This window comes from Herbaspirillum sp. SJZ107, from assembly GCF_006715485.1.
GTDB lineage: Bacteria > Pseudomonadota > Gammaproteobacteria > Burkholderiales > Burkholderiaceae_D > Telluria.
In genome coordinates, this window is the sequence record NZ_VFNH01000001.1 from 2,080,409 (window position 1) to 2,103,502 (window position 23,094).

The window sequence follows — 23,094 nt, forward strand, 5'->3', positions numbered from 1 at the left end:
CCAGCTATCCGTCGCCGCCATGAAGCGTACTCTCCGTCAAATCGCCCTCTACTGCCTGCTGATCGCGCTGTCCTGCGCCTACGGCATCGCCAGCGCCGCCGTCACCAACCGCGCCAGCGTCACCTTCGATGACCCGGTGCGCGGCAACGTGACCCAGCAGTCGAACAAGGTACGCGCGATCCAGCCGCAGACGATCAGCTACTTCACCGGCAGCGACTACGGCACCTCCGCCAAGATCGGCGTGCCGGGCCAGCGCCTGTACGTGCAGGCCGAAGCCAGTGCCTGCAACGCCGATCCGGAGATTGCCGAAACGGTCGACATCACGATCGCCTCGCAGAAAACCGGCGACGACGAAACCTTCGTGGCGACCGAAACCGGCCCCGACACCGGCATCTTCCGCGTCAACACGCCGCTGGTGACCGCACCGGTGGACAACGAGGGTGCCCAGGACGGCGACACCACCGTCCACACCACCAAGAACGACTCCCTGGTTGCCACCGTCAAGGACTGCGGCACCGGCCCGGCCACGACCGCGATCCTGATCGACCCGGCCGGCGTCGTGTTCGACAGCAGCACCGGCCTGCCAATCGCCGGCGCGCGCGTGACCCTGATCGACGTGACCGGCGCCGGCAACGGCGGCGCGCCGGGTGCGGCGGCAATCGTCATCGCGCTGGACGGCGTCAGCCCGGCCCCGAGCAGCGTCGTCACCGACGCCGACGGCATGTTCCAGTTCCCGCTGGTCGGCGCCAGCCTGTACCGCCTGCAGGTGGTCCCACCCAAGAACTACACCTTCCCGTCCAAGGTCGAGGCCGGCAAACTGGCCGGCAACCGCACTATCCAGCTGTACGGCTCGTATGGCGCCAATTTCACCGTCAGCGCCGCTACCGGCGCCGTGACGCTGGACGTGCCGCTGGACCCGATCCCGGGCACCATGTACTTGGAAAAGACCGCGTCGCGCGCCGACGCCGAAGTCGGCGACTTCGTCGACTACACCATCCGCATCCACAATACCGCCGAGATTGACCTGAGCGGCGTCAAGGTGATCGACGAGCTGCCGGCCGGCTTCAGCCTGGTCCCGGGCACCGTGCGCCTGGACGGCGTCGCCGTGGCCGACCCGGACGGCCTGCGCGGCCCCTCGCTGACCTTTGCCGCCGGCACCATCGGCACCAAGGGCGAATCGGTCCTGCGCTATCGCGTGCGCATCGGCGCCGGCGCCCTGCAGGGCGACGGCATCAACCGCGCCCACGCCACCAGCGAAGCCCCGGCCGCCTTCACCAGCACCGTGGCCGCCGCCAAGGTCAAGGTGAGCGCCGGCGTGTTCAGCGAAAAAGCGTATATCGTCGGCAGCATCTTCGCCGACTGCGACGGCGACAAGCTGAAGGGCGCGCTCGAGCCGGGCGTGCCGGGCGTGCGCGTCTACCTGGAAGACGGCAGCTATGCCGTCACCGATGCCAGCGGCCGCTACAGCTTCGCCGACCTGCGTCCGCGCACCCACGTCGCCAAGGTCGACCCGTCCACCCTGCCGCAGGGCGCCGCACTGGCGATCCTGGGCAACCGCAACGCCGGCGACGCCGGCAGCCGCTTCGTCGACCTGCACGACGGCGAACTGGGCAAGGCCGACTTCGCCATCGCCGCCTGCACGCCGGCCCTGCGTGAAGCGATCGCCGCCCGCCGCAATGCCGCCCAGGCCCAGGAACGCGCCGAGACCGCGAAAGCCGCCGTGCCGGCAGCACCGAAAGCCGCCCAGGCTGCCCAGGCAATCGACCTGAACACCCTCGACAACAGCCTCGGCTTCGTCGGCATCGACAACGGTGCGGTACTGCCGCGCGCCCTGGCCAACGTCCGCATCAAGGGCACTGCCGGCTCGACCTTTACCCTGAGCGCCAGCGGCAAGGCCGTCGACGACAAGCAGGTCGGCAAGCGCTCGACCGTCGCGTCGCGCCAGCTGGAGAGCTGGGAATTCGTCGGCGTCGCCCTGCAGCCGGGCAAGAACGTGCTGGAAGTCAGCCAGCGCGACCAGTTCGGCAATGCGCGCGGCAGCCAGCGCATCGAAGTCATCGCCCCGGGCAAGCTGGCGCGCCTGCGCCTCGACCTGGACAAGGCCAGCATCGCCGCCGACGGCCGCAGCCTGGCCGCAGTGCGCCTGCGCCTGGAAGACGAGAACGGCGTGCCGGTGGCCGAGCGCACCGCCGTCACCATCGACGCCACCCGCGGCAGCTGGGAACAGGCCGACCTCGATCCGCGCGAGCCGGGCCTGCAGCTGTTCGTCGAAGGCGGCAAGACCGAACTCGCGCTGCGCGCCCCGAAGGAGGCCGGCGAAGCCGGCATCAAGGCCACCAGCGGTACCCTGGAAGCCGCGACCCGCGTCGACTTCGTGCCGGACCTGCGTCCGCTGGTCGCCGCCGGCCTGGTCGACGGCGCGCTCAGCCTGAAGAGCATCAAGGGCAACGTCGGCAAGCCGGCGCGCGAGTTCAACGGCTTCGAAGACGCCCTGCGCAGCCTGTCGGAAACCAAGAACGGTGCCACCCTCGACGCCGGTGCCCGCGCCGCCGTGTTCGCCAAGGGCCAGGTGGCCAAGGACACTCTGCTGACCCTGTCCTACGATTCCGACAAGGTCAACGACCAGCCGCTGTTCCGCGACCTCGACCCGACCCTGAACTACCCGGCCTATGGCGATAACGCCCAGCGCGGCTTCGACGCCCAATCCACCGGCCGTCTCTACCTGCGCGCCGACCGCAACAAGTCCTACCTGCTGTACGGCGACTTCACGCCGCCGGGCGCAACCCCGGCACGCAACCTGGGCGCCTACAACCGCAGCCTGAATGGCCTGCGCAACCATTACGAAGCGAACGGCCTGAGCGTGGATGCCTTCGTCAGCCGCGCCAGCACGCGCCAGCTGGTCGAGGAAATCGCCGCCAACGGCACCTCGGGTCCGTACCACACCGCCAGCGGCAGCATGGTGCTCAACAGCGAACGCATCGAGATCATCGTGCGCGACCGCAACCAGGCTGGCCTGCTGGTGTCGCGCCGCCAGCTGAGCCGCTACGCCGACTACGACATCGAGCCGCTGACCGGCCGCATCCTGTTCCGCGCTCCGATCGCCAGCCTGGACGCCGACCTCAACCCGGTGACCATCCGCATCAGCTATGAAGTCGACCAGGGCAACCCGAACTTCTGGATCGCCGGCGCCGCCGCCCAATACCAGATCAACAAGGCGGTCGAGATCGGCGCCAGCTACGTCACCGACAAGAACCCGTCGGCCGCAACCCAGCTGGCCAGCGTCAACGCCACCCTGCGCCCGGACGACAAGACCGTGGTCAACCTGGAAGGCGCCCGCATGGACAAGTCGGACGTGGCCGGCCGCGCTGCCCGCATCGACGCCACCCGCAAGGATGGCAAGCTGGAAAGCCGCGTCTACTTCGGCCGCGCCGACGGCAACTTCGACAACCCGGCCGCCAGCCTGCCCAAGGGCCGCGCCGAAGGCGGCGCCCGGGTCACCTGGCGTGCCGACGAGCGCACCAGCTTCGGCGGCGAAGTCATCCACACCGCCGACCTGACCACCGGCGCCTCGCGCGACGGCGCCGAGCTGCAGGCCGGTCATGCCTTCGGCAACGGCATCCGCGTCGAGGGTGGCGTCCGTCGTGCCCACGAAAATGCAGCCGGCGGCACCGTGCTGGCCCAGCCCGACCTGACCAGCCTGCGCGCCAAGGTCGCGGCCCAGGTGCCGGGCCTGCCGCAGGCCGGCGTGTTCGTCGAAGCCGAGCAGGACGTGCGCGACAGCACCCGCCGCATGGTGGCCCTGGGCGGCGATTACCGCCTGGCCGGCGGCAGCCGCCTCTACGGCCGTCACGAGCTGATCAGCAGCCTGGGTTCGAACTACGACCTGAACGCCGGCCAGCAGCGCAACGCCACCGTGTTCGGTATCGATTCCGACTACATGAAGGACGGCCGCGTGTTCACCGAATACCGTGCCCGCGGCGCCAACAGCGGTGTCGCCAGCCTCGACGGCCGCCAGGCGGAGGCCGCCCTCGGCCTGCGCAACCTGTGGACCGTGGCCGACGGCGTGCGCATGAACACCAGCCTGGAACGCGTTAAAGTTTTGGCCGGCAACGCCGCAAACGAGTCGGTGGCCGCTGCCGTCGCCGTCGACTACAGCCGCGACCCTGCGTTCCGCGCCAACAGCCGCCTGGAAGTGCGCCATGCCGAAGACAGCAACAGCGTACTAAGCACGATCGGCGTCGCCTACAAACTGAGCGAGACCTGGGCCCTGCTGGGCAAGAACACCCTGGCCGCCACCCACAGCAAGGGCGGCAGCCTGAACGACGGCAGCAGCAAGGTCACCGACCTGTTCCAGGCCGGCGTCGCCTACCGTGCCCTGGCAACCCTGGGCTGGAACGGCCTGGCCAAGTACGAGTACAAGCTGGCCCGCGATACCGGCCTGGCCGACCTCGAGCGCGCAGTGCACGCGATCGGCATCACCGCCAACTGGCAGCCGCGCGCCGCGACCCTGTTCAGCGCCCGCTACGCCGCCAAGGTGGCCCAGGACCGCTCGGGCGGCCTCGACACCCGCTCGGTGGCCCAGCTGTTCGCCGCCCGCGTGACCCAGGAACTGAAGCGCGACTGGGACCTCGGCGCCAGCCTGCAGATGCTGGTCGACGGCGGCACCCGCGGCCGCCAGTTCGCCGCCGGCCTGGAAGCCGGCTACCAGCTGCGCAAGAACATGTGGGTCTCGGCCGGCTACAACCTGCTCGGCTTCCGCGAGCCGGACCTGGCCAGCGCCGATGCCACCGCGCGCGGCGTGTACCTGCGCCTGCGCATGAAGTTCGACGAACGCACGCTGGAAGGCCTGCTGTCGCCGCAAGCATCCCACTAATATATAGACAGATAGAGAACGCAACCATGAACCCGATCGGCATCCGCTCCGCTCTTCCGCGCCTGCTCATGGCCTTCGTGCTGCTTGCCGCGACCCTGGTGGCGGCCCTCGCCGGCGCGCCGGCGCGCGCCGCCTGCAGCATCGGCGCCTGCGTCACGGCCGGCCCGCGCCTGGCCAGCGTCGACACCCAGCAGGCCGCCCTGCTGAACCCCTTGCTGGGCGGCCTGCTGGGTTCCAGCCTGAACCTGGGGGTAGCCGACTGGAACACGCTGGCCCAGGGCGACGTCAAGGTACTCGGCTTCCTGAACGCGCTGCAGGCCACCACCAACACATCGACCCCGGCGCAAGCGCTGAATGCCAACGTCGGCATCGGCCAGGTCGCCGCGGCGCTGGGCGCGGCCGCCAATGCGGAAGCCAACACCAGCCTGGCCGGGGTGCTGAACGCCCTGTCCTCGCGCCTGGCCGGCAGCGGCGCCACCGTGCGCGTCGGCGACCTGTTCAAGCTGAATGCCGACACCGGTGCGCTGGCCGGCTCGACCCTGAACGCGCTCGACATGCTGACCGGCCTGATCCAGCTCTACAATTACAAGAACGTGCTGACCACCCCGCAGCCGGTCGGCATTTCCGGCGGTGCGCTGGGCCAGGCCGGGCTGGTCAACAACCTGCAGCTGTACGCCCAGGTAATCGAGCCGCCTGTGTACACCTGCGGCCCGGCCGGCACCCAGTTCCACTCCGCCGCGATCCGCCTCAAGCTCAAGCTCGACCTGGTGACGCTGACGCCGGTCACCAACACGCTGAACGCCGTGCCGGGCGTGACCAGCGCCTCGGTCGCGATCAGCCGCCTCGACGTCTACCTCGAAACCGCCCGCGGCGAAGGCAGCCTGGCCGCCATCGATGCCGCCGCCAAGGCCGTGACCCTGCAGGTGGCGCCGGGCGTGGCCGACGCCTACGTCGGCAGCATCGCCGACAGCGTGTTCTTCAACCGCACGCGCACCTTGTCGGCGGCCGACGTCGACTATGGCCAGATCGGCACCCTGGTGCTGAACGGCGTCAACGTCGCGCTCGAAGTCAAGAGCACGGCGCGCGGCCAGGCACCCTTCGCCACCAGCGTGACGCTGTCCGGCACCTTCCCGCAGAGCCGCACCGTCAGCACCAGCACCGCCTTCGTCACCGGCCTGACCAACAGCCTGGTGAACAACCTGGCGCTGCGCACCACCATCCTGAGCACCGGTTTGTCCAGCCTGATACTGGCCCCGGTCGCCAACCTGCTCAGCGGCGCGCTGCAGCCGGTGCTGACGACCCTGATCGTCAATACGCTGTCGCCGGTCCTGACGCAGGTGCTGACGGGCATCGCCGACCCGCTCCTGAAACTGCTGGGCATCGGCCTGGGCCAGATGACGGTGAGCGTCACAGGCATCTGCCAGGCCTGCGACGATTTCAAGCTGACCAAGGCGGTCGACAAGACGGACGCGCTGCCCGGCAGCCTCATCACGTACACCATCACTTACCAGAACGTCGGCCAGACCACACTGAGCGGCCTGAAGGTGCAGGACGCCACGCCCGCCTTCACGATCTACAACGCCGGCGGCTGCGGTACGCTGGGCGCCGGCCTCGCCACCTGCAGCCTGGGCACCCAGCCGGCTGCGGGCGCCACCGGCCCGCTGGTCTGGACCTTCAACGGCAGCTTGGCGCCGGGCGCCAGCGGCAGCGTCAGTTTTACGGTGACCGTGCAATGATGTCAGGCTTGTTCGACGCCCGGTAGCGATGTGTGGGGGAAAGGAGACTTCCCCTGTTTTGCGGTGTCGCCGGTGTCGAAGAATGTGTCAAAAACTTGACGTTCGACACCAAAACGTTAAAATCGATAAATATGAAAATTGCCGCACATAACTATTCCAACGAGACCGACACCGGCGCCACCCTCCCGGGGGCAGACGACTTCTGTTCGACCAAGCAGGCCGCCAGCATCATCGGCGTATCGCACCGCACGATCCAACTGTGGGTCGAGAGCGGCATCCTGCAAGCCTGGAAGACCGCCGGCGGGCATCGCCGCATCACCATGCAGTCGGTGAGCAGGCTGGTCGACCAACGCCGCGAAGCGCTGGCGCCCTCCGCCGCCGTGCCCGTGGCACAACAGTCGACGCCCAGCACGCGCAAGAAAGTGCTGGTGGTCGACGACGACACCACGCTGCTGCGCCTGTACGAGCTGGAGATGATGGGGTGGGACGTGCCGATCGACATCATCAAGGCCCAGAACGGCTTTGAAGCGCTGATCAGGATCGGCGCCGACAAGCCCGACCTGCTGATCAGCGACCTCAGCATGCCCGGCATGGACGGCTTCCGCATGATCCGCACCCTGCGCCTGGACCCGGCGCACGCCGCCATGGCGATCGTCGTCGTGAGCGGCCTGGACAAAGCCACGGTAGGCTCGATGGGCTTGCCGGCCGATATACCCTTCTTCTCGAAACCGGTCCCCTTCCGGGACCTGCGTGAAGCCGTCGTACGTGTGCTGCTGCCTGTCCAGGCTGGCGCAGTGGAGCACTGACACAACCGCAACATTATCGAATGTTTTCATATGCTGGCATCGCCCGTGCCCCAAGAGGAAGCGCATCGGCTGCAGGTCCTGCTTGACCTGAACATCCTCGACACCGCCCCCGACGAACGTTTCGACCGGATCACCCGCATGGCTGCGCGCCTGTTCGCGGTGCCGGTCGCGATGGTCACGCTGATCGACGCCAAGCGCCAATGGTTCAAGTCGCGCGTCGGCCTGCCGTTCGCAGAGACCGAACGCAGCATCTCGTTCTGCGCCCATACCATCCTGCAGGACGGCGCCATGGTGGTGGAGGATGCGGCCTGCGACGAGCGCTTCGCCGCCAATCCCTTCGTGACCGAACACGGCGCGCGCTTCTACGCCGGTTATCCGCTGGCGGCACCGGACGGCAGCCGCATCGGCACCGTCTGCATCCTGGACACCTCACCGCGCGGCCTCGACGACGAGCAGCGCGCGCTGCTGCGCGACCTGGCCGGCATGGTCTCCAACGAAATCGCCGCGGCCGAACTGCGCCGCGCCCATGATCGGCGCAGCGACAGCGATGCCTGGATGCGCGGACTGCTCGAACACATCCCCGACGGCGTACTGATGCTCGACCGCGCCGGCAGCGTCATCTGCGGCAATCCAGCGGCGGAGCACATGTTCGGCTCGGACACCGGAGGACTGGCCGGCCGCCGCGCCGCCGCACTGCTGGGCGAGGATGCTTCGGTGCTGCTCGACCCGGAACACAGCCCGGACGCGCCGCCGCAGGAGGGCGGCGGCCACCGCCTGGACGGCTCGACCTTCCCGATCGAAGTCAAGGTGGCGCCGATGTGCCTGGTCGGCCAGCAGCGCTACGCCGTGATCGTGCGCGACGTCACCCGCCAGCACGAACTGGCGCAGCGCAATCGCGCCACCGAGGAGCGCCGGCGCAAGCATTTCACCACCGCCACCCACGAACTGCGCACGCCGATGGCGAGCATCCTCGGTTTTTCCGAACTGCTGCTCAAGCGCGACTTCGACGCCGACACCAGCCGCGAGCTGCTCGACATCATCCACCGCCAGGCCGCCCGCCTGGTCGACCTGATCAACCAGATGCTCGACCTGGCACGTATCGAGGCCGGCGGCACCGCAGGCCTGAGCATCGGCCGCGTCAACGTGGCCGAACTGGTGGAATCGACGCTGTCCGCGTTGGACGGGCTGGGCCAGAACCACCGCATCCGTACCGAGCTCGAAGACGGCTTGCCGGCGATCGCGGCCGACCCGGCCAAGATGCAGCAGGCGCTGACGAATATCGTCAGCAACGCCATCAAGTACTCGAGCGAGGGCAGCCCGATCGACATCAGCACGGCGGCCCTGCGCCACAATGCTAAACTCATGGTGGCGATCCGGGTCGCGGACCGCGGGATCGGCATGACCCCGGAACAACAGGCGCACATCTTCGACGCGTTCTACCGCGCCGGCGACGCCCAGAACGTACAAGGCAGTGGACTCGGCATGACCATCTTCAAGGAAATCATCGAACTGCACGGCGGCCACGCCGACATCGAATCGCGTCCCGGTGCCGGTACCGCGGTGACCGTCTGGCTCCCGGCGTTGCCCGATCATGGATAAAACCATCCTCGTCGTCGAGGACCAGGACGATCTGCGCCTGCTGGTCCGCCTCAGCCTGAAATCGCTGGGCCGCGTGGTGCTCGCCTCGAGCGCCGTCCAGGGCCTCGAGCTGGTCCGCGCCGAAAAGCCCGACCTGGTCACCCTCGACGTCTGGCTGGGCAAGGGCGACAGCGGCCTCGACGTCTGCCGCGCCATCAAGTCCGATCCGGAAACGCGCCACGTCAAGGTGCTGCTGCTGTCGGCCTGCGGCCAGCAGAGCGACGTCGAGGCCGGCCTGGCTGCCGGCGCCGACCATTACATCGTCAAGCCCTTCAGCCCGCAAAGCCTGGCCGAAGCCGCTGCCGCACTGCTGGCTGCGGCGTAGCAGGCGCCGGCCGTGCGATTAGAGGAAAAACTCTAGATCACGGCCTTTCCCTTCCAAGCCGATAAAACTGAAACCGAAACGACGCACTTCGGTCTGTTCAAAATCGTCTTTTTCCCTTCTCTGCACGTATTTACACAAGAATCCGGTTAAACCCGTAAGGCATGGTATCGTGCACCCTTCCTGTGCATAATCCGCCTTAAAATTCCACAGAGCAACTATCGAGTATCATTAGACATCGATCATTTGATCCCATTCAACGGAACAGAAAGGAGACGTCGCAATGAAAAAAATCGCTCTGGGCGCCCTGCTGCTCTCCGTCTTCGGCTTCGCCAACCCGGCCATCGCCGCCGGCAACGCTGTCGCCACCACCATGCAGGTCAGCTTCGTGATCCAGGAGGCGTGCACCGTGCGCGTCGCCGACGGCTCGCATGCCGCGCCGGCCGTCAGCTGCGTGCACCAGGCGCCGGTGCAGGTGTCGGCCGCCGCCGGTGCGGCCCAGGCCGAACCGTCGCAGACGGTCGCCAGCGCTGACAGCTGGCAGATCTACTTCTGAATCAGGCCAGGCCGGCCCGAAGCGCCGTCGCCGCCGGCAGGCATCCCAATCCCCGCAGCGTGCGTTCCACCGCCACCTCCAGCGGCGTATGCGGCTCGCTGCCGAGCAGCGCCAGCAGCCCGCTGTTGTCCATCCTGAGCGGCTGCTGCCACAAGTAACGCATCTCCTTCATCTCGCGCAGCGTTTCATTGAACGGCGCCGCCAGCGGCAGCAGCCACCACGGAAAGCCGCCGATCCGGGCGTGCACGCCGTGGCGCGCCATCGTGCGCCGGATCGCCTCGGCCATGCCGGTGCCATCGGCATCCCAGTGGCCGCTCATGTTGAAACGCGCAAACGGCGGCAGTTCGGCGCGGCGCTCGACCAGGGCCACCATGGTGGCGGCGACGTCGGGCAGATACGCCCATTGGTGGCCGACGCCGGCGCGGCCGGGATTGGCGATGCGGGTGACCGGCTTGCCGGGCTTGACCAGGCCTTGCCCGAACCAGGTATTGCCGGCGCGCGGACCGAAGAAATCGCCGGCGCGCACGACCAGGGCGCGGCCGCCGCGCCGGCCGAACCCTTCCAGGGCCGCTTCCATCTGCACCCGCAAGGCCCCTTTCCTGGTAAGCGGGCGCTGCGGCGCCTCGTCGCCGGCGCAGGGAAACACGTCGGGTCCATAGTTGTAGACCGTGCCGGGCAGCACCACCAGCGCCCCGACCGTTGCGGCGGCCGCGATGGTGTTCTCCAGCATCGGCAGCACCTGGCCGGCCCAGTTGCGATAGCCCGGCGGATTGACCGCGTGCACGATGACGGCGCAGCCCTGGGCCGCAGCCAGTACGTCGCCGGCCGCCATGGCATCACCATGCATCCACGCGATGCCATCGCTTGCCTCCCTTTGTGCCGGCCGGCGGGTCAGCGCCCTCACCCGCCAGCCCTTGCCGACCAGTTGCCGCGCCACCTCGCCGCCGATGCCGCCGGTTGCGCCGAGTACCAATGCCGTATTCCGCTTTTCCATGTCTGCCTCCGTGATTGACGATGGAGTCATCCTGAGGCATGCTGGGACTAAATGGAATTGCATGGAACGAGAGAGCTGCTATGCAAAAATGTATAGGCCAGCCGGCATGAACGGCGCCATCGAATGGGAGCTGTACCGCTCGCTGCTCGGCGTGCTGCGCGAAGGCTCGCTGTCGGGTGCCGCGCGCGCCCTCGGCATCGCCCAGCCGACGGTCGGACGCCATGTCGCCGCGCTGGAGGCGGCGCTCGGCCTGGCGCTGTTCACGCGTTCGCAGAGCGGCCTGATCCCGACCGAAGCCGCACTGGCGCTGCGCGGCCATGCGCAGGCAATGGAAAGCACGGCCGCGGCGCTGGAGCGGGTCGCGGCCAGCTACGGCGACGGCGTGCGCGGCGTGGTGCGGGTGACGGCGAGCGAGGTGATCGGCATCGAAGTCCTGCCGCCGGTGGTGGCGTCGCTGCGCGCGCGCCACCCGGACCTGAAGGTCGAGCTGGTGCTGTCGAACAGCGTGCAGGACCTGCTCCAGCGCGAAGCCGACGTCGCCGTGCGCATGACGGCGCCGCGCCAGGACCAGCTGGTGGCACGCCGCGTCGGCGCCATCGAACTCGGCCTGCATGCCGGCGCCGCCTACCTGCAGCGCCACGGCACGCCGGCCTCGCTCGAAGAACTGGGCGGCCACGTCCTGATCGGCTACGACCGCCCGCCGCCGTTCGTGCGCGCTGCGCTGCGCCAGTGGCCGTGGTTCGGGCGCGAACACATCGCGCTGCGCACCGACAGCGACGTCGCCCAGCTGGCGCTGATCCGGGCCGGCGCCGGGATCGGCATCTGCCAGTCCGCGCTGGCGCGGCGCACGCCGGGACTGGTCCGGCTCCTGCCGGAGGCGTTCGCGCTGCCGCTCGACACCTGGGTCACCATGCACGAGGATCTGCGCGACAGTCCGCGCTGCCGGGTCACCTTCGATGCGCTGGTGGAGGCGCTGGGCGCCCACGCCGGCGCCTAAAAGGTGAGCGTTGCCGTCACCGTATCCTTGTAGTCGCCCGGCGCCGGCGTGCGCTGCGCCGGCACCCGCCCATACAGGCTCAGCGTCTGCTGGGCGCCGCTGCCGGTGCCGCTGACGATCCGGGTGCCGTTGCTGCCGTCGCCCCACAGCGGGCCGTCGAGCGTATTCGAGATCTCGTAGCCGATCGTGCCGGTGGTCGCGGCGCTGGCCATCCGGCGTGCACCGGGGTTGTTGGCCACGCTGCCGCCGTTGAGCGAGACCTGATAGGCGCTGCCGGCGGTGCAGCGCACGCCCAGCGAACCACTGGTGCGCACGGCCGCCGCCAGCACACGGTTGTCGCCGGCGAATACCAGCGGGCTGGTGCTGATGAAGCAGTTGTTGGTCAGTGTCGCCGTGGCCTTGAAGCTGAACGGCACCGTGGTGCCGCTCCTGCAGCCGGTCGCCGGCGCCAGCAGGCCGTAGAACGCGTACTGCAGGGTGCCGGCCCCGGTAAAGTCCGCCGTGAAGGGCGTGTCGGTGCTGTTCTGCAGGCGCGCCCCGGCCAGCGACGCCGCCGGGATCTTGCCGTAGATGGTGAACGTCTGGGTCGCGGTGCCCAGGCCGAGTAGGCCCGTCATCGAGCTGGTGACCGGCTGCGCGGTGCCGCCCGAGGTGCTGCCCCAGACCGAGGCAGCGGCATAGGTGTTGTCGCGGTACAGGTTGAAGGGCAGCGTCGAACCGCCGTTCAGCATGTTGCGCGCGGCGATGGTGCCGCCGCTGCCGCCTTCAAGATTGAGGCAGATGGCGACGGAAGGTACGACCGCCGTGCCGAGGCTGCCGAGCAGGACCGTGCAGGTCACGCTCAGTGTGCCGTTGGCATAGTAATCGGTGCCGGCGGTCGAATCGACGGGTCCGAAGCTGACGGCGGTCATGCTGGCCGTGCAATTGTCGGCACGCGCCTGGCCCAGGCAGCCCAACAGGAACAAGCCGAGCAGCAACGCGCACCATGACGGTCGTTTCAACAGGTCTAACATGCTCACTCCTTCAAAGGCGCACAGTGCAGGGGGCCGATCTCGGGCAACTGGCCCGCGGTCCCCGGTTGATAATCGACATGCAGGGTGCAGGCCGCGGCGCCCTCGCCCACCAGGACCTCGTTGCTGTCCTTCAGGTTGTCGAGGAAGACCACGCCGTCGTAGCCGACCACCGAGTCCGCAGCGGCCGCAGCCGGCGCGCCGTGGGCCAGCCGCACCGGGGTGCCGGCCGCGACCGGCTTGCCGTCCGGCCCGTGCACGATCAGGGTGGCGGCGCGGTAGCGTTCGATGCGGAAGCCGGCCAGCACGCCGGCGCCGGCCATCGGCACCACCGCCAGCGCGGTGCGCTCGACGCGCATGTCGGCCGGCAGGTTGGCGGCGTCGATGGCGATCCGGTTGCTCGTGTAGGGCATCAGGTCGGGCACCAGCAGGCGCCCGTCGCGGCCGGTGCGGCCGAGCAGGCGGTTTTCGTGGGTCACCGGCAGATCGGCCACGCCGGTCGAGACCAGCGCGAAGCCGCGGCCGACGTGGCGCGCCGCCAGCACGGTGCCGTCCATCGCCACCAGGCTGCCGCTCAGGCCGAGCGAGGTGGTGCTGGTATTCCCCGCATGCAGGGTAGTGGCCGAGAACTGGCCGCCGCTGCCGAGGTACTGGACCTGGGCCTGGGCCACGTCGAAGCCCTGGCTGGTCGACTTCTGCGCGCCCCAGCCCCAACCGCCGCCAAAGTCGGGCGCGCGCGAGGCGGCCAGGCTGTTCTGGCCCAGGCCGCCCTGGCGGCCGCCGGTGGCGTTGACCGAGGTGCGTTCGCCCAGCGACATGCTGAGCGTGGCGCTGAACCCCCGATTCTCGCGTTGCGCCAGGTCCTGGAAGCCGCTGACGCCGAGGAAGGCGCCGCCGCCGAGGCTGCGCGACCAGGCCAGCGCCGCCAGCCGCGTCGCGCTGCGGCTGCCCGGGGTGCGGTAATGCACGAAGCTGAGACTGGCGCTGCCGGCCCGGGACAGGTTGAGGTTGATGCTGGCGCGGTCGTTGACGCCCACCACCGGCGCGCCTTCGGCCGTGCCGAGGTCGGCGTAGCCGGCGCCGGCACGGGTGCTCTGCAGGTCGAGCGCAAAGCGCGGCGCGATGTACTGGTAGCCGAGGCTGGCCTGCCAGCCCCGGGTGGCGCCACCGCTGCCGGCCAGGGCGCCGGACAGCACGCCGCCGGCCTCGCCCAGGCGCACCAGCGCGCCGGCGCCGCCATTGACCACACCTGCTCCCGCTTCGGCATGGGCTTCCAGCGTCACCGCGTCGCTCAGGCCATGGCGCAGCGACCCGGTGACGGCCGGGGACCCGGCGTAGCGGAAAGAGCGTATGCCATAGTCGCGCCGCAGCATGCCGGCCGATAGCGCGAAATCGCTGAGCCCCTTGGCCAGCAGGCGCGTGTCGACATACAGCGGCAGCGAGGTCGCAACCTGGCGCCCGAGGGCGTCGCGGGTGACGACGGTGGCCTGGCCGGCGCCGTTCAGGCCGGCCACCTGGTCGATCACGAAGGGGCCGCCGGGCACCTCGGCGCGGTACTGTTCCATGCCGTTCACGTACAGGCTGACACTGCTGGGCACCACGGCCGAGCCGCCCATGCTGGCCAGTGGATAGGTCAGCAGGTCGGGACGCAGGTCGAAATTGCGGCGCCACTGCAGGCCGCCCATGCGCAGCGACCGGGTCCAGTTGAGCGAGGGCGACACGACATCGCCGACCTCCATGCTCTGCAGCGTGGCCGGGTCCGACCACGACCAGCTGGTGTCGTAGCGGATGTAGCGCTGGCCCCTGCCCTTGAGCACGGCATTGCCGGTGCTGGCCAGCACGCCCAGCGGACCGAAGACGCGCACTTCGTTGAGCGCGGCGACGCGCGCATTGGCGCCCAGCTGGCCGACCAGGTCGTAATTCAGCAAGAGGCCGGGATCGGCGCTGCCGCTGCCGCTCGGACGCACGGTACGCGCGTTCAACTGCACCGGTTTGCGCAGGGCGTCGGCCAGCACCAGGGCGATGGTCTGGGCGGCGGGGTCGAATTTCCAGGTCAGGCCGGGGACGGCGTCGAGCGCGAATTCGTCCATGCCGGCGACGCCCAACGCCTGCGGGTCGAGTCCGAGGTCGCGCAGGTTCTGCACGCTGCTGGATAAACCCTTGGCGGTCTGCCGGAACGGCGCGACCAGGCCGGTCTTGTCGCCGTTGAGGCTGACTTCGAGGTAGAGCTCGGTGACAGCGGCGGCTGGCGGGATGGTGGACAGGTCGCTCAACTGGTCGCTCGTGTGGCCGTTTGCAGGTGCCGCGCCCGCTGCCGGCACGGCGGCAACACCACAGGCAAACAGCAAGGCTGCGCCCAGGCGGTGCAGTTGCGTCTCCGCTGCATCGGCACGTCCGGCCACCGCTCGTTACTCGCGCGCGACGGTCGCGCTGGCGTCCAGCGGCTGGGCGTTGATGTTCGCGCGGATCGGCAGCGCCGCGCCGGGCGCGCCCAGGTCGACGCCGGCGTCGACGGCCACGCGCCATTCGCGCACCTTGCCCGGCAGGACGTAGCCGAGCAGGCCCTTGCTGAGCTCGCGCTCCTTGCCGTCCGCGCCCTTCAGCGTGGTGGCGCCGATCTGGGCGTGCAATTGGCCGTCGTTGCGCACGCGCAGCAGCCAGGCGCCGTTCTTGCGCAGCAGGGTCCAGTCGAGCCGGGGGGCCGCCTTGTCGTCGGCCGGCAGGGCGAACACCGGCACCGAGTATTGCAGGCGGATCGCCACGCCGGTGCTGGCGCCGGCGGCGTCGTTGCGCGGGATTTCGTCGATCAGGATGCGGTAGGTCTGCTCGAGGGCGGCCGGGGCGCCGTTGCGGCGTACCAGGCGGATGGTCTGGGTGCTGCGGGCGGCGATTTCCATCACCGGCGGGCTGGCGACCACGTCGCCAGCAGGGGTCAGCACATCCTCGCCGTTGCGCTGGTCCCAGGCGTACACGCGCACCTGGCCATACAGCGGGGTGTCGCCGTAGTTCTGGAGGTTGATGCCGGCCGCGCCCTGCCCGGCGCGGAACTGGATCGAGACCGGGGAGATCTGGAGGTTGGCCGCGGTTGCCGGCGCCAGGGCCGGCAGCAGGGCCAGAAACAGGAAGACGGGGCGCAACATCGGGCGAATCCCAGAAGCAGGTGGATGGACGAATCAGCTCAGAAATACACCGTCGCGGTGATCGTCGACTTGTAGCTGTCCGGGGTCGAGGTCGCCTGGACCGGGATTTCGCCGTAGACGGTCAGGGTCTGGACCACGCCCGTGCCGGTGCCGCCCAGGGTGTCGGTACCCTGGGTGTTACCCCACGGGGTCGCGCCCTGCTGCTGGTACAGGTTGAATTTCACGGTGTTGGTGTTGCTGCCGGTACCGTTCATGTAACGGGTGGTACCGCTGGAGCCGGTGCCGGTGCCGGCATTCAGGCCGACGCTGTACGGGGTGGTGTTGGTGCAGGCGACGCTGATCGCCGAGCTGCCGCTCACCGCCGAGGTCAGTACGCCCTGGGTCTGGCCGAAATCGATACCGGTGGCCGAGATGGTGCAGTCGGCGACAATCTTCATGGACACATCGAAACTCGCGGTCTGGGTCTTGGCGACCGCCGTGCCGGTGGTACCGGCGGCGATGGCGATGATGGCTGCGCTCAGAACGATTTTGCGAAATGCCGATGCGAACATGTTTGAACTCCTGATCCGATATGTGGTTAATTGCCGTACGACAACTATGCCACAACTCAATCAAATCGGCAAATATGAAATCGAAAATTTCAGCAAATAAGCAAAATGTGATGCAGTAAGGCAACAACGATAAGCAAATACATCATTTTGCGCTTTCCAAGGCCGCGCGAGCCGCATCGTCGGCGTGCACAGGCAAGTCGACGTAGAACACGGTACCGCCGCCGGGGCGGTCTTCGAAACCGATACGGCCGCCATGCTCTTCGACGATCCGCTTGCTGATCGACAGGCCCAGGCCGGAACCCTGGCGTCGCCTGGCCTCGTCCTCGGCCTGGGCAAAGCGCTCGAAGATGCGGGCGCGGAAGTCGAGCGGGATGCCGGGGCCGCGGTCGAGCACCGCGATGCGGACGCCGTCGCCGTGCCAGCCGAGCGCCGCCTCGACCGCACTGCCGGCCGGGGCGAACTTGATCGCGTTCGACAGCAGGTTGGTGATGACCTGGGTCAGCCGGTCGCCGTCGACCTCGGCGCAGACGCCCGGCAGCGTGCCGGCACAGTCGAGCCGCACGCCGGCCTGCCGGGCATGGCCCTGCATGGCGGCGACGGCATCGCGCAGGATCGGCGCCAGCTCCTGCTCGGCCCGCACCAGGTGGACGTGGCCGGATTCGACCTTTTCCACGTCCAGCATCTCGTTCACCATGCGCACCAGGCGTTCGCAATGGCGGTGCGCGATCTCGATCAGTTCCATGGCATCGTCCGGGACGCCTTCGACAGCGCCCGAGTCGAGCAGCGAGAGCGAGGCCCGCATCGAAGTGAGCGGCGTACGCAGTTCGTGCGATACGGTCGCCACCAGCTCGTTCTTCATCTGTTCCACCTTCTTGCGCAGCGAAATGTCGCGCAGGAAGATACTGAAGAAGTCGGTGCCCGGCCCCACCACCAGCTTGGCCGTCACCTCGACCGGCAGCTCGGCGCCGCCGCGGGTCTGCACGATGCGCTCGGCGCGGCGCTCGAACATTTCCAGGTGGCCGGTCTCGTTGGCCATCCGGATCGCCCTCTCAAAATGGGCCAGGAAGCGTTCCGGCACGATCAGGGCGCCGAGCGAGCGCCCGATGACCTCGTCGCGCGACCAGCCGAACATGGCCTCGGCCTGCGAATTCCAGTCCATGATGCGGCCGCGCAGGTCGATCCCGATAAAGGCATCCTGGGCGCTTTCGACGATCGCGTTGATGCGCTGCCCGCTCTGGCGCACCACGCTCAGCGCTTCGGCCAGCGCCTGGGTGCGCTCCTGCACGCGCTGCTCCAGCGTGGCGTTGAGTTCTTCGAGCTGGGCCTGGCGCCGCCGCTGGTCGCTGACCAGGGCGTTCAGGGTGCCGGCCAGTGCCTGCACCTCGTCGTAGGCACGGTTCTGCGGCGCGATGGCCGCGCCCCCACCCTGGCTGATCCTGGCCGCCTCGGCGCCCAGCTGCATCAGCGGGCGCGTGATCCAGCGCGCCACGAACACGCCGGCGATCGAGAACAGCAGGGCCAGCCCGATGCCGCTCCACAGGCCGTAGCGGCGCAGGCGCTTGACCGGCACCAGCGCGTTGTCGATGTCCTGGCGCACCAGCACGGTCCAGCCCAGGCCCGGATAGTCGGCATAGCCCTTCGAGCGGCTGTAGCCGGTCATGTAGGTCTTGCCGTCGATGCCTTTTTCGACGACATAGCCGGGGCGGTTGTCGCCCCGTGCTTCCTGCAGGCTGGTGAAATCGACGGTGCGCCCCTGCAGGTTCGGCGGCCCCAGCAGCACCACGCCGTTCGCGCCGACGATCAGGGCCTGCACCTGGCGCTCGGCTTCCAGCGGCTCGATGATCGAGCGCTCGACGTCGCGCGCCCACTGCCACGACAGGTGGGCACCGAGCACGCCGCGCTCCTTGCCGTCGCGGTCGCGGAAGGGAAAGGCGATGTCGACGAAGCGCAGCGGCTCGCCACCCGACTGCGGAAGCAGGCGCGACAGCAGCAAGGCTTCGTGCACGTCGCCGACGTGGCCGTCGCCCTTGCGCGCCTCCTGGAACCAGGGCCGGGCCGAGACGTCGGCGCCTTCCAGCAGGCCGCCGGCCGAAACCATCACCTTGCCTTGCAGGTCGGCCAGACCGATCCAGCTGTAGTAATTGTAGGTCTGGCGCACGTCGTCGAGCATCCGGCGCCAGTCGTCGTGGCCGAGGCCGGCGTCGGCGAGGGCAAAACGCTTGGCGATCAGGCCGACCTCGCGATAGCGCTCGAACATGCCGCGGTCGAGCTTGTCGGATGCCTGCAGCGCCAGCTCGCCGAGACCGTGGCCGATGCTGCGCTCGACGTGGCGGGTGGCCTCGCGCTCGACCACTTCGACCACGACAACCGTCAGGGCGATCGACAAGGTGGAAAAAGCCAGTCCCATGTAACCCGCGAGACCGCGGGGACGGAATCTGGTCAGACGCTGGGACATCTTGGGCATAGTTCACCACACCGAGCATGATGGCCACCCGGCGTGCGGCGCGCCTTGTGGGCACGTCGACACCGGGGTCGGGCGGCTGGCGTGTGACGGTGTTTGACTACTGGCGCATGCCGGTCGCGTTATCGGCCGGGGTTAGTTTTGGACAAATCCAAAGTCCATACTAGCATTGCTCTACGGCCAGATTGTGTCGCGATTTTATCGACTTGACCGGACCGGCGGCGCACGCTCCGTGCATGGCGCGCCGCCTCGACAGCACGTCGTGTTACGGCAGCGCCACGGCCTGGTGGAAGGCATGGTGCCCGCCATCCTCGGCCGCCACCGCCTTCGACTCGGCGCCCAGCACCATCAACGGCGTGCCGCTGCCCGCGCCCTGCGCGCCCAGCGCCGGCCATTGCGGCAGTCCGGTCCCGTTCGGGTTGCCGGTCTTGATGAAGTTGGCGAAATAGGCTTGCGCCTGGCGCGACACGGCGCGGTCGGCCTCGGTCCAGGCGTACACCGGGTTGCCGTCGAGGTTGCCCAGCACGTATTCGATCTCCGCCGAATGGCTGGCACCGCTCGCTGCCGGGTCGCCGCTGCGCGTGGCCGGGCGCGGCTGGGTGTAGTAGTAGCGGTACACCGGCTGGCCGCTGCTGCGGGCATGGGCGTCGATCCAGCGCCAGGTGCCGAAGCCGATGAAGCGGTCGCTGGCCAGCTCGCGTGCGGCGCGCGCGACGTCGCCGCCGTAGGCCTGGCGTGCAGCCCCGGCTTTATCGCCGTACAGGCGCTGCAGGCCGGCCTGGAAGGCTTGCTCGGTCGGCGCGCTGCCCTGGCCGAGGATCGCCTCGGCGCCGCCTTCGGCCGAATTCCAGCCGGCCAGCAGCGGCACCCGGGCCTGCTGGCCGGCGGCGTAGATTTCGGCCGGGTTACGCGGCAGCACATGGCCGTCGACGATAGCGCCGAAGCGCCAGGTGTTCGGACCCGCCGTCCCGCGCAGCACCACGTCGGCTGGCAGCGCGCGCAGCTGGGCCAGCGTCGGCGCATTCAGCATGGCGCCGAACTGCTTGCCGGCGGCTTCGCTGTCGCGCAGGCCGGGCAGCGGGTTGAGGCCGAGCAGCGCACCGCTTTCGCCGATCGCGCCGGCGATCAGGTCCTTCGCCAGCGGCGAGGCCATCTGGGCGCTGACCGAGAACGAGCCGGCCGATTCGCCGGCGATGGTCACCCGGCGCGGGTCGCCGCCGAAGGCCGCGATGTTGGCGCGCACCCAGCGCAGCGCCGCCGCCTGGTCCATGAAGCCATAGTTGCCGGATGCCTTGTGCGGCGATTCCGCGCTCAGTTCCGGGTGCGCCATGAAGCCGAAGGCGCCCAGGCGGTAATTGACGGTGACGGCGACGATGCCCTGGCGCGCCATGGCGGCGCCGTCGTAGCGCGGTTCGGACGCGTCGCCGCCCTGCAGGCCGCCGCCATAGAAGTACACCAGCACCGGCAGGCCGTCATTGGCGCGCGCGGCCGGGGTCCAGACGTTCAGGTACAGGCAATCCTCGCTCATGCCGTTCGAGCGGAACACCATGTCCGAGAACAGCGGCAGCTGCATGCAGCGCGGCCCGAAGGCGGCGGCCTGGCGCACGCCGCTCCAGGCCGGGGCCGGCTGCGGCGCCTGCCAGCGCAGGGCGCCGACCGGGGCCTGGGCGTAGGGAATGCCCTTGAACGCCTTCACCCCGGCTTCCTGGATGCCCTGCAAGGTACCGGCGGCGGTGCCGGCGCTCGGGTTGGCGGCGCCGAGGCCGTCCGGCGCAGCGCCCGGTCCAGAACCGGTGGCGGCGCAGCCGGCCAGGGCCAGCGGCAGCAAGGTGGCGAGGAGCGTGGGGGTGAATGCTTGTCTCATGGGCTTCCTTATCGTTTGTTATGTGGTCCGGGTCAGCGAACCGGGCGGTGCCACATGATGTCGCACGCGCTGTCCCGAATCAAGCGTGTGATTGTTTCAGCAAGGGTGATTTTGCGGAGTGCACGCTCGCCTACAATGATTCTCACGGTTCAGCAAGCCCGGCGGTGGAGTCTGCTTGCAAAAAAGATACAACTCGACCAGAACGCTTATAGCATATTCACAATATTTCCGATAAGCTCGATGAAATCGATACCATGCCGGCGGGCAGCAACAGTCCTGCATGTCTTGAGCACAGATTCAACATCGACATAACAAGCAAAGGGGCAAGCCCGCACCCTGGCGCACAGAGACAACCAGCCCCATGACTTCATTCTCCACCCTCGATACCTTCGTTTTCCTGGTCTACTTCGTGGTCGTCGCCGGCTACGGCCTGTGGGTCTACCGCCGCAAGAAATCCACCTCCGGCCGCGAATCGCACGATTACTTCCTGGCCGAAGGCTCGCTCACCTGGTGGGCCATCGGCGCCTCCCTGATCGCTTCCAACATCTCGGCCGAGCAGTTCATCGGCATGAGCGGCTCCGGCTACCGCATCGGCATGGCGATCGCCGTGTACGAGCTGATGGCGGCCGCCACCCTGGTCATCGTCGCCGTGTTCTTCATGCCGGTGTACCTGAAGAACCACATCTACACGATGCCGCAGTTCCTCGAGCAGCGCTATGGCAAGGCGGTGGCCACCACCATGGCCCTGTTCTGGCTCGGCCTGTACGTGGTGGTCAACCTGACCTCGATCCTGTACCTGGGCGCGATCGCGATCGCCTCCATCGCCGGCCTCAACCTGTTCGCCTGCATGATCTTCCTGGCCGCGTTCGCGGTGGTGATCACGCTCGGCGGCATGAAGGTGATCGGCTACACCGACGTGATCCAGGTGTTCTGCCTGATCGTCGGCGGCCTGGTGACCACCGTACTGGCGCTGGAACTGGTCGCCACCATCAGCGGCGGCAAGGGCGTGCTGCACGGCGCCACCAGCCTGTTCCACAGCGCCCGCGACCACTTCGACATGGTCCTGGCACGCGGCAATCCGAACTACATGGACCTGCCCGGCCTGTCGACCCTGATCGGCGGCATGTGGATCGTCAACCTGAACTACTGGGGCTGCAACCAGTACATCACCCAGCGCGCCCTCGGCGCCAGCCTGCCGACCGCCCGCAAGGGTCTGCTGTTCGCGGCCTTCCTGAAGCTGCTGATGCCGGTCATCATCGTCCTGCCGGGCATTGCCGCCTTTGCGCTGGACAAGTCCGGCGCCCTGGGCGACGCCATGCGCGTCGGCGGCGAGCTGAATCCCGACCGCGCCTACCCTACCCTGCTGGCGCTGCTGCCGGCCGGCCTGAAAGGCGTCGCCTTCGCCGCCCTCACCGCCGCCGTGGTCGCCTCGCTGGCCGGCAAGGCCAACTCGATCGCCACCATCTTCACGCTCGACATCTACAAGAAGCGCTTCCACCCGGAGGCCAGCGAAAAGAAAATGGTGTGGATCGGCCGCGTCACGGTGGTCGTCGCCATGGCCCTGGCCGTGATCATCGCGCCGATGATGGGCATCGACAAGAAAGGCGGCTTCCAGTACATCCAGGAATACACCGGTTTCGTCTCGCCCGGCATCCTGGCCATGTTCCTGCTCGGCTTCTTCTGGAAGCGCACGACCGCCGCCGCGGCGATGTTCGCGACCATCGGCGGCCTGGTGTTCTCGATCTTCCTGAAGTTCCTGCCTGAAATGATGGACCTGCGCTTCCTGGCGCCGATCGGCTTTGCGGTCGACAACGGCAGCGGCGTCTACGAGATCCCGTTCCTGGACCGCATGCTGATCGTGTTCGCCATCGTGGTGGCCGGCATGGCCCTGATCAGCACCATGGGCCGCAAGGACGGCAGCGCCAAGCGCATGATCGTCGACCGCTCGCTGTTCCGCGTCGACGGCGGCTTTGCGCTGGGCTCGGCCGTGATCTGCGTGATGCTGGCGGCGATCTACGGGGCTTGGTGGTAACTGTTTCGGCAGTGTATGGAAAGCAGCCTGCGGGCTGCTTTTTTCGTTCACGGGGTGAATATGGTGCCATCGGTCAGCACCACTACCGCCAGATGCCAATCCAATTTGAATCCT

General features: G+C 68.5%; 16 protein-coding genes. 9 read left to right on the forward strand and 7 right to left on the reverse strand.

Features of this window, described 5'->3' with window-relative positions; translation table 11 throughout:
• Positions 1-19 precede the first annotated feature (19 nt).
• The 6 genes from FBX97_RS09125 (at position 20) to FBX97_RS09150 (ending at position 9,931) form a co-directional block, all read left to right on the forward strand.
• Positions 20-4,873: a DUF11 domain-containing protein gene (locus FBX97_RS09125; protein ID WP_141830514.1), complete on the forward strand. Its 4,854-nt coding sequence runs from the start codon at positions 20-22 to the stop codon at positions 4,871-4,873.
• 26 nt (positions 4,874-4,899) lie between these two features.
• Positions 4,900-6,609 (forward strand): DUF11 domain-containing protein, encoded by a 1,710-nt coding sequence (locus tag FBX97_RS09130; protein WP_141830515.1) that lies wholly within the window; start codon positions 4,900-4,902, stop codon positions 6,607-6,609.
• Positions 6,610-6,740: 131 nt separating this feature from the next.
• Entirely contained in the window at positions 6,741-7,415 is a 675-nt protein-coding gene (locus tag FBX97_RS09135; protein ID WP_141830517.1) for a response regulator, read from the forward strand.
• A 30-nt stretch (positions 7,416-7,445) separates the two neighbouring features.
• On the forward strand, positions 7,446-9,014 hold the full coding sequence (locus tag FBX97_RS09140) for an ATP-binding protein (protein WP_141830518.1): 1,569 nt from the start codon (positions 7,446-7,448) through the stop codon (positions 9,012-9,014).
• Positions 9,007-9,378, forward strand: coding sequence for a response regulator transcription factor (locus FBX97_RS09145; protein WP_141830520.1), 372 nt, complete (start codon positions 9,007-9,009; stop codon positions 9,376-9,378). Before FBX97_RS09140 ends, FBX97_RS09145 begins: the two co-directional genes overlap by 8 nt.
• A gap of 280 nt (positions 9,379-9,658) precedes the next feature.
• Positions 9,659-9,931 carry a hypothetical protein gene (locus tag FBX97_RS09150; protein ID WP_141830522.1) on the forward strand — a complete coding sequence of 91 codons (273 nt, stop codon included), beginning with the start codon at positions 9,659-9,661 and terminating at the stop codon, positions 9,929-9,931.
• 1 nt (position 9,932) lies between these two features.
• Here FBX97_RS09150 and FBX97_RS09155 read toward each other — a convergent pair whose 3' ends face one another.
• Complete coding sequence (locus FBX97_RS09155; RefSeq protein WP_141830523.1) at positions 9,933-10,925, reverse strand: NAD(P)H-binding protein; 993 nt, start codon at positions 10,923-10,925, stop codon at positions 9,933-9,935.
• A gap of 106 nt (positions 10,926-11,031) precedes the next feature.
• On the opposite strand from FBX97_RS09155, the gene FBX97_RS09160 reads away from it, so the two are divergent.
• A complete protein-coding gene (locus FBX97_RS09160; protein WP_141830525.1) occupies positions 11,032-11,922 on the forward strand; it encodes a LysR family transcriptional regulator in 891 nt (296 codons plus the stop codon).
• On the opposite strand, the gene FBX97_RS09165 is transcribed toward FBX97_RS09160, so the two are convergent.
• The 4 genes from FBX97_RS09165 to FBX97_RS09180 are packed head-to-tail and all read right to left on the reverse strand — an operon-like array spanning position 11,919 to position 16,509.
• Positions 11,919-12,935, reverse strand: coding sequence for a spore coat U domain-containing protein (locus tag FBX97_RS09165; protein ID WP_141830526.1), 1,017 nt, complete (start codon positions 12,933-12,935; stop codon positions 11,919-11,921). The genes FBX97_RS09160 and FBX97_RS09165 overlap by 4 nt on opposite strands.
• A 2-nt stretch (positions 12,936-12,937) precedes the next feature.
• Positions 12,938-15,334 (reverse strand): fimbria/pilus outer membrane usher protein, encoded by a 2,397-nt coding sequence (locus FBX97_RS09170; RefSeq protein ID WP_141830528.1) that lies wholly within the window; start codon positions 15,332-15,334, stop codon positions 12,938-12,940.
• 6 nt (positions 15,335-15,340) lie between these two features.
• On the reverse strand, positions 15,341-16,072 hold the full coding sequence (locus FBX97_RS09175; protein ID WP_141830530.1) for a molecular chaperone: 732 nt from the start codon (positions 16,070-16,072) through the stop codon (positions 15,341-15,343).
• A gap of 38 nt (positions 16,073-16,110) precedes the next feature.
• Positions 16,111-16,509 carry a spore coat U domain-containing protein gene (locus tag FBX97_RS09180; protein ID WP_370457186.1) on the reverse strand — a complete coding sequence of 133 codons (399 nt, stop codon included), beginning with the start codon at positions 16,507-16,509 and terminating at the stop codon, positions 16,111-16,113.
• On the opposite strand from FBX97_RS09180, the gene FBX97_RS30045 reads away from it, so the two are divergent.
• Positions 16,508-16,723, forward strand: coding sequence for a hypothetical protein (locus FBX97_RS30045; protein ID WP_255517404.1), 216 nt, complete (start codon positions 16,508-16,510; stop codon positions 16,721-16,723). The two genes, FBX97_RS09180 and FBX97_RS30045, sit on opposite strands and share 2 nt — an antisense overlap.
• A gap of 42 nt (positions 16,724-16,765) precedes the next feature.
• Here FBX97_RS30045 and FBX97_RS09185 read toward each other — a convergent pair whose 3' ends face one another.
• Positions 16,766-19,030: a sensor histidine kinase gene (locus FBX97_RS09185; RefSeq protein ID WP_255517366.1), complete on the reverse strand. Its 2,265-nt coding sequence runs from the start codon at positions 19,028-19,030 to the stop codon at positions 16,766-16,768.
• A 319-nt stretch (positions 19,031-19,349) separates the two neighbouring features.
• A complete protein-coding gene (locus FBX97_RS09190; RefSeq protein ID WP_141830536.1) occupies positions 19,350-20,948 on the reverse strand; it encodes a carboxylesterase/lipase family protein in 1,599 nt (532 codons plus the stop codon).
• A 361-nt stretch (positions 20,949-21,309) separates the two neighbouring features.
• Here FBX97_RS09190 and FBX97_RS09195 point away from each other — a divergent pair, with 361 nt between their 5' ends.
• Positions 21,310-22,980, forward strand: coding sequence for a sodium/solute symporter (locus FBX97_RS09195; RefSeq protein WP_141830537.1), 1,671 nt, complete (start codon positions 21,310-21,312; stop codon positions 22,978-22,980).
• Positions 22,981-23,094: the final 114 nt, after the last annotated feature.

Coding starts and splice junctions, on each gene's coding strand:
- FBX97_RS09125 (WP_141830514.1), top strand. CDS start 20: ATGAAGCGTACTCTCCGTCAAATCGCCCTCTACTGCCTGCTGATCGCG.
- FBX97_RS09130 (WP_141830515.1), top strand. CDS start 4,900: ATGAACCCGATCGGCATCCGCTCCGCTCTTCCGCGCCTGCTCATGGCC.
- FBX97_RS09135 (WP_141830517.1), top strand. CDS start 6,741: ATGAAAATTGCCGCACATAACTATTCCAACGAGACCGACACCGGCGCC.
- FBX97_RS09140 (WP_141830518.1), top strand. CDS start 7,446: ATGCTGGCATCGCCCGTGCCCCAAGAGGAAGCGCATCGGCTGCAGGTC.
- FBX97_RS09145 (WP_141830520.1), top strand. CDS start 9,007: ATGGATAAAACCATCCTCGTCGTCGAGGACCAGGACGATCTGCGCCTG.
- FBX97_RS09150 (WP_141830522.1), top strand. CDS start 9,659: ATGAAAAAAATCGCTCTGGGCGCCCTGCTGCTCTCCGTCTTCGGCTTC.
- FBX97_RS09155 (WP_141830523.1), bottom strand. CDS start 10,925: ATGGAAAAGCGGAATACGGCATTGGTACTCGGCGCAACCGGCGGCATC.
- FBX97_RS09160 (WP_141830525.1), top strand. CDS start 11,032: ATGAACGGCGCCATCGAATGGGAGCTGTACCGCTCGCTGCTCGGCGTG.
- FBX97_RS09165 (WP_141830526.1), bottom strand. CDS start 12,935: ATGTTAGACCTGTTGAAACGACCGTCATGGTGCGCGTTGCTGCTCGGC.
- FBX97_RS09175 (WP_141830530.1), bottom strand. CDS start 16,072: ATGTTGCGCCCCGTCTTCCTGTTTCTGGCCCTGCTGCCGGCCCTGGCG.
- FBX97_RS30045 (WP_255517404.1), top strand. CDS start 16,508: ATGGACACATCGAAACTCGCGGTCTGGGTCTTGGCGACCGCCGTGCCG.
- FBX97_RS09180 (WP_370457186.1), bottom strand. CDS start 16,509: ATGAAGATTGTCGCCGACTGCACCATCTCGGCCACCGGTATCGATTTC.
- FBX97_RS09185 (WP_255517366.1), bottom strand. CDS start 19,030: ATGGGACTGGCTTTTTCCACCTTGTCGATCGCCCTGACGGTTGTCGTG.
- FBX97_RS09190 (WP_141830536.1), bottom strand. CDS start 20,948: ATGAGACAAGCATTCACCCCCACGCTCCTCGCCACCTTGCTGCCGCTG.
- FBX97_RS09195 (WP_141830537.1), top strand. CDS start 21,310: ATGACTTCATTCTCCACCCTCGATACCTTCGTTTTCCTGGTCTACTTC.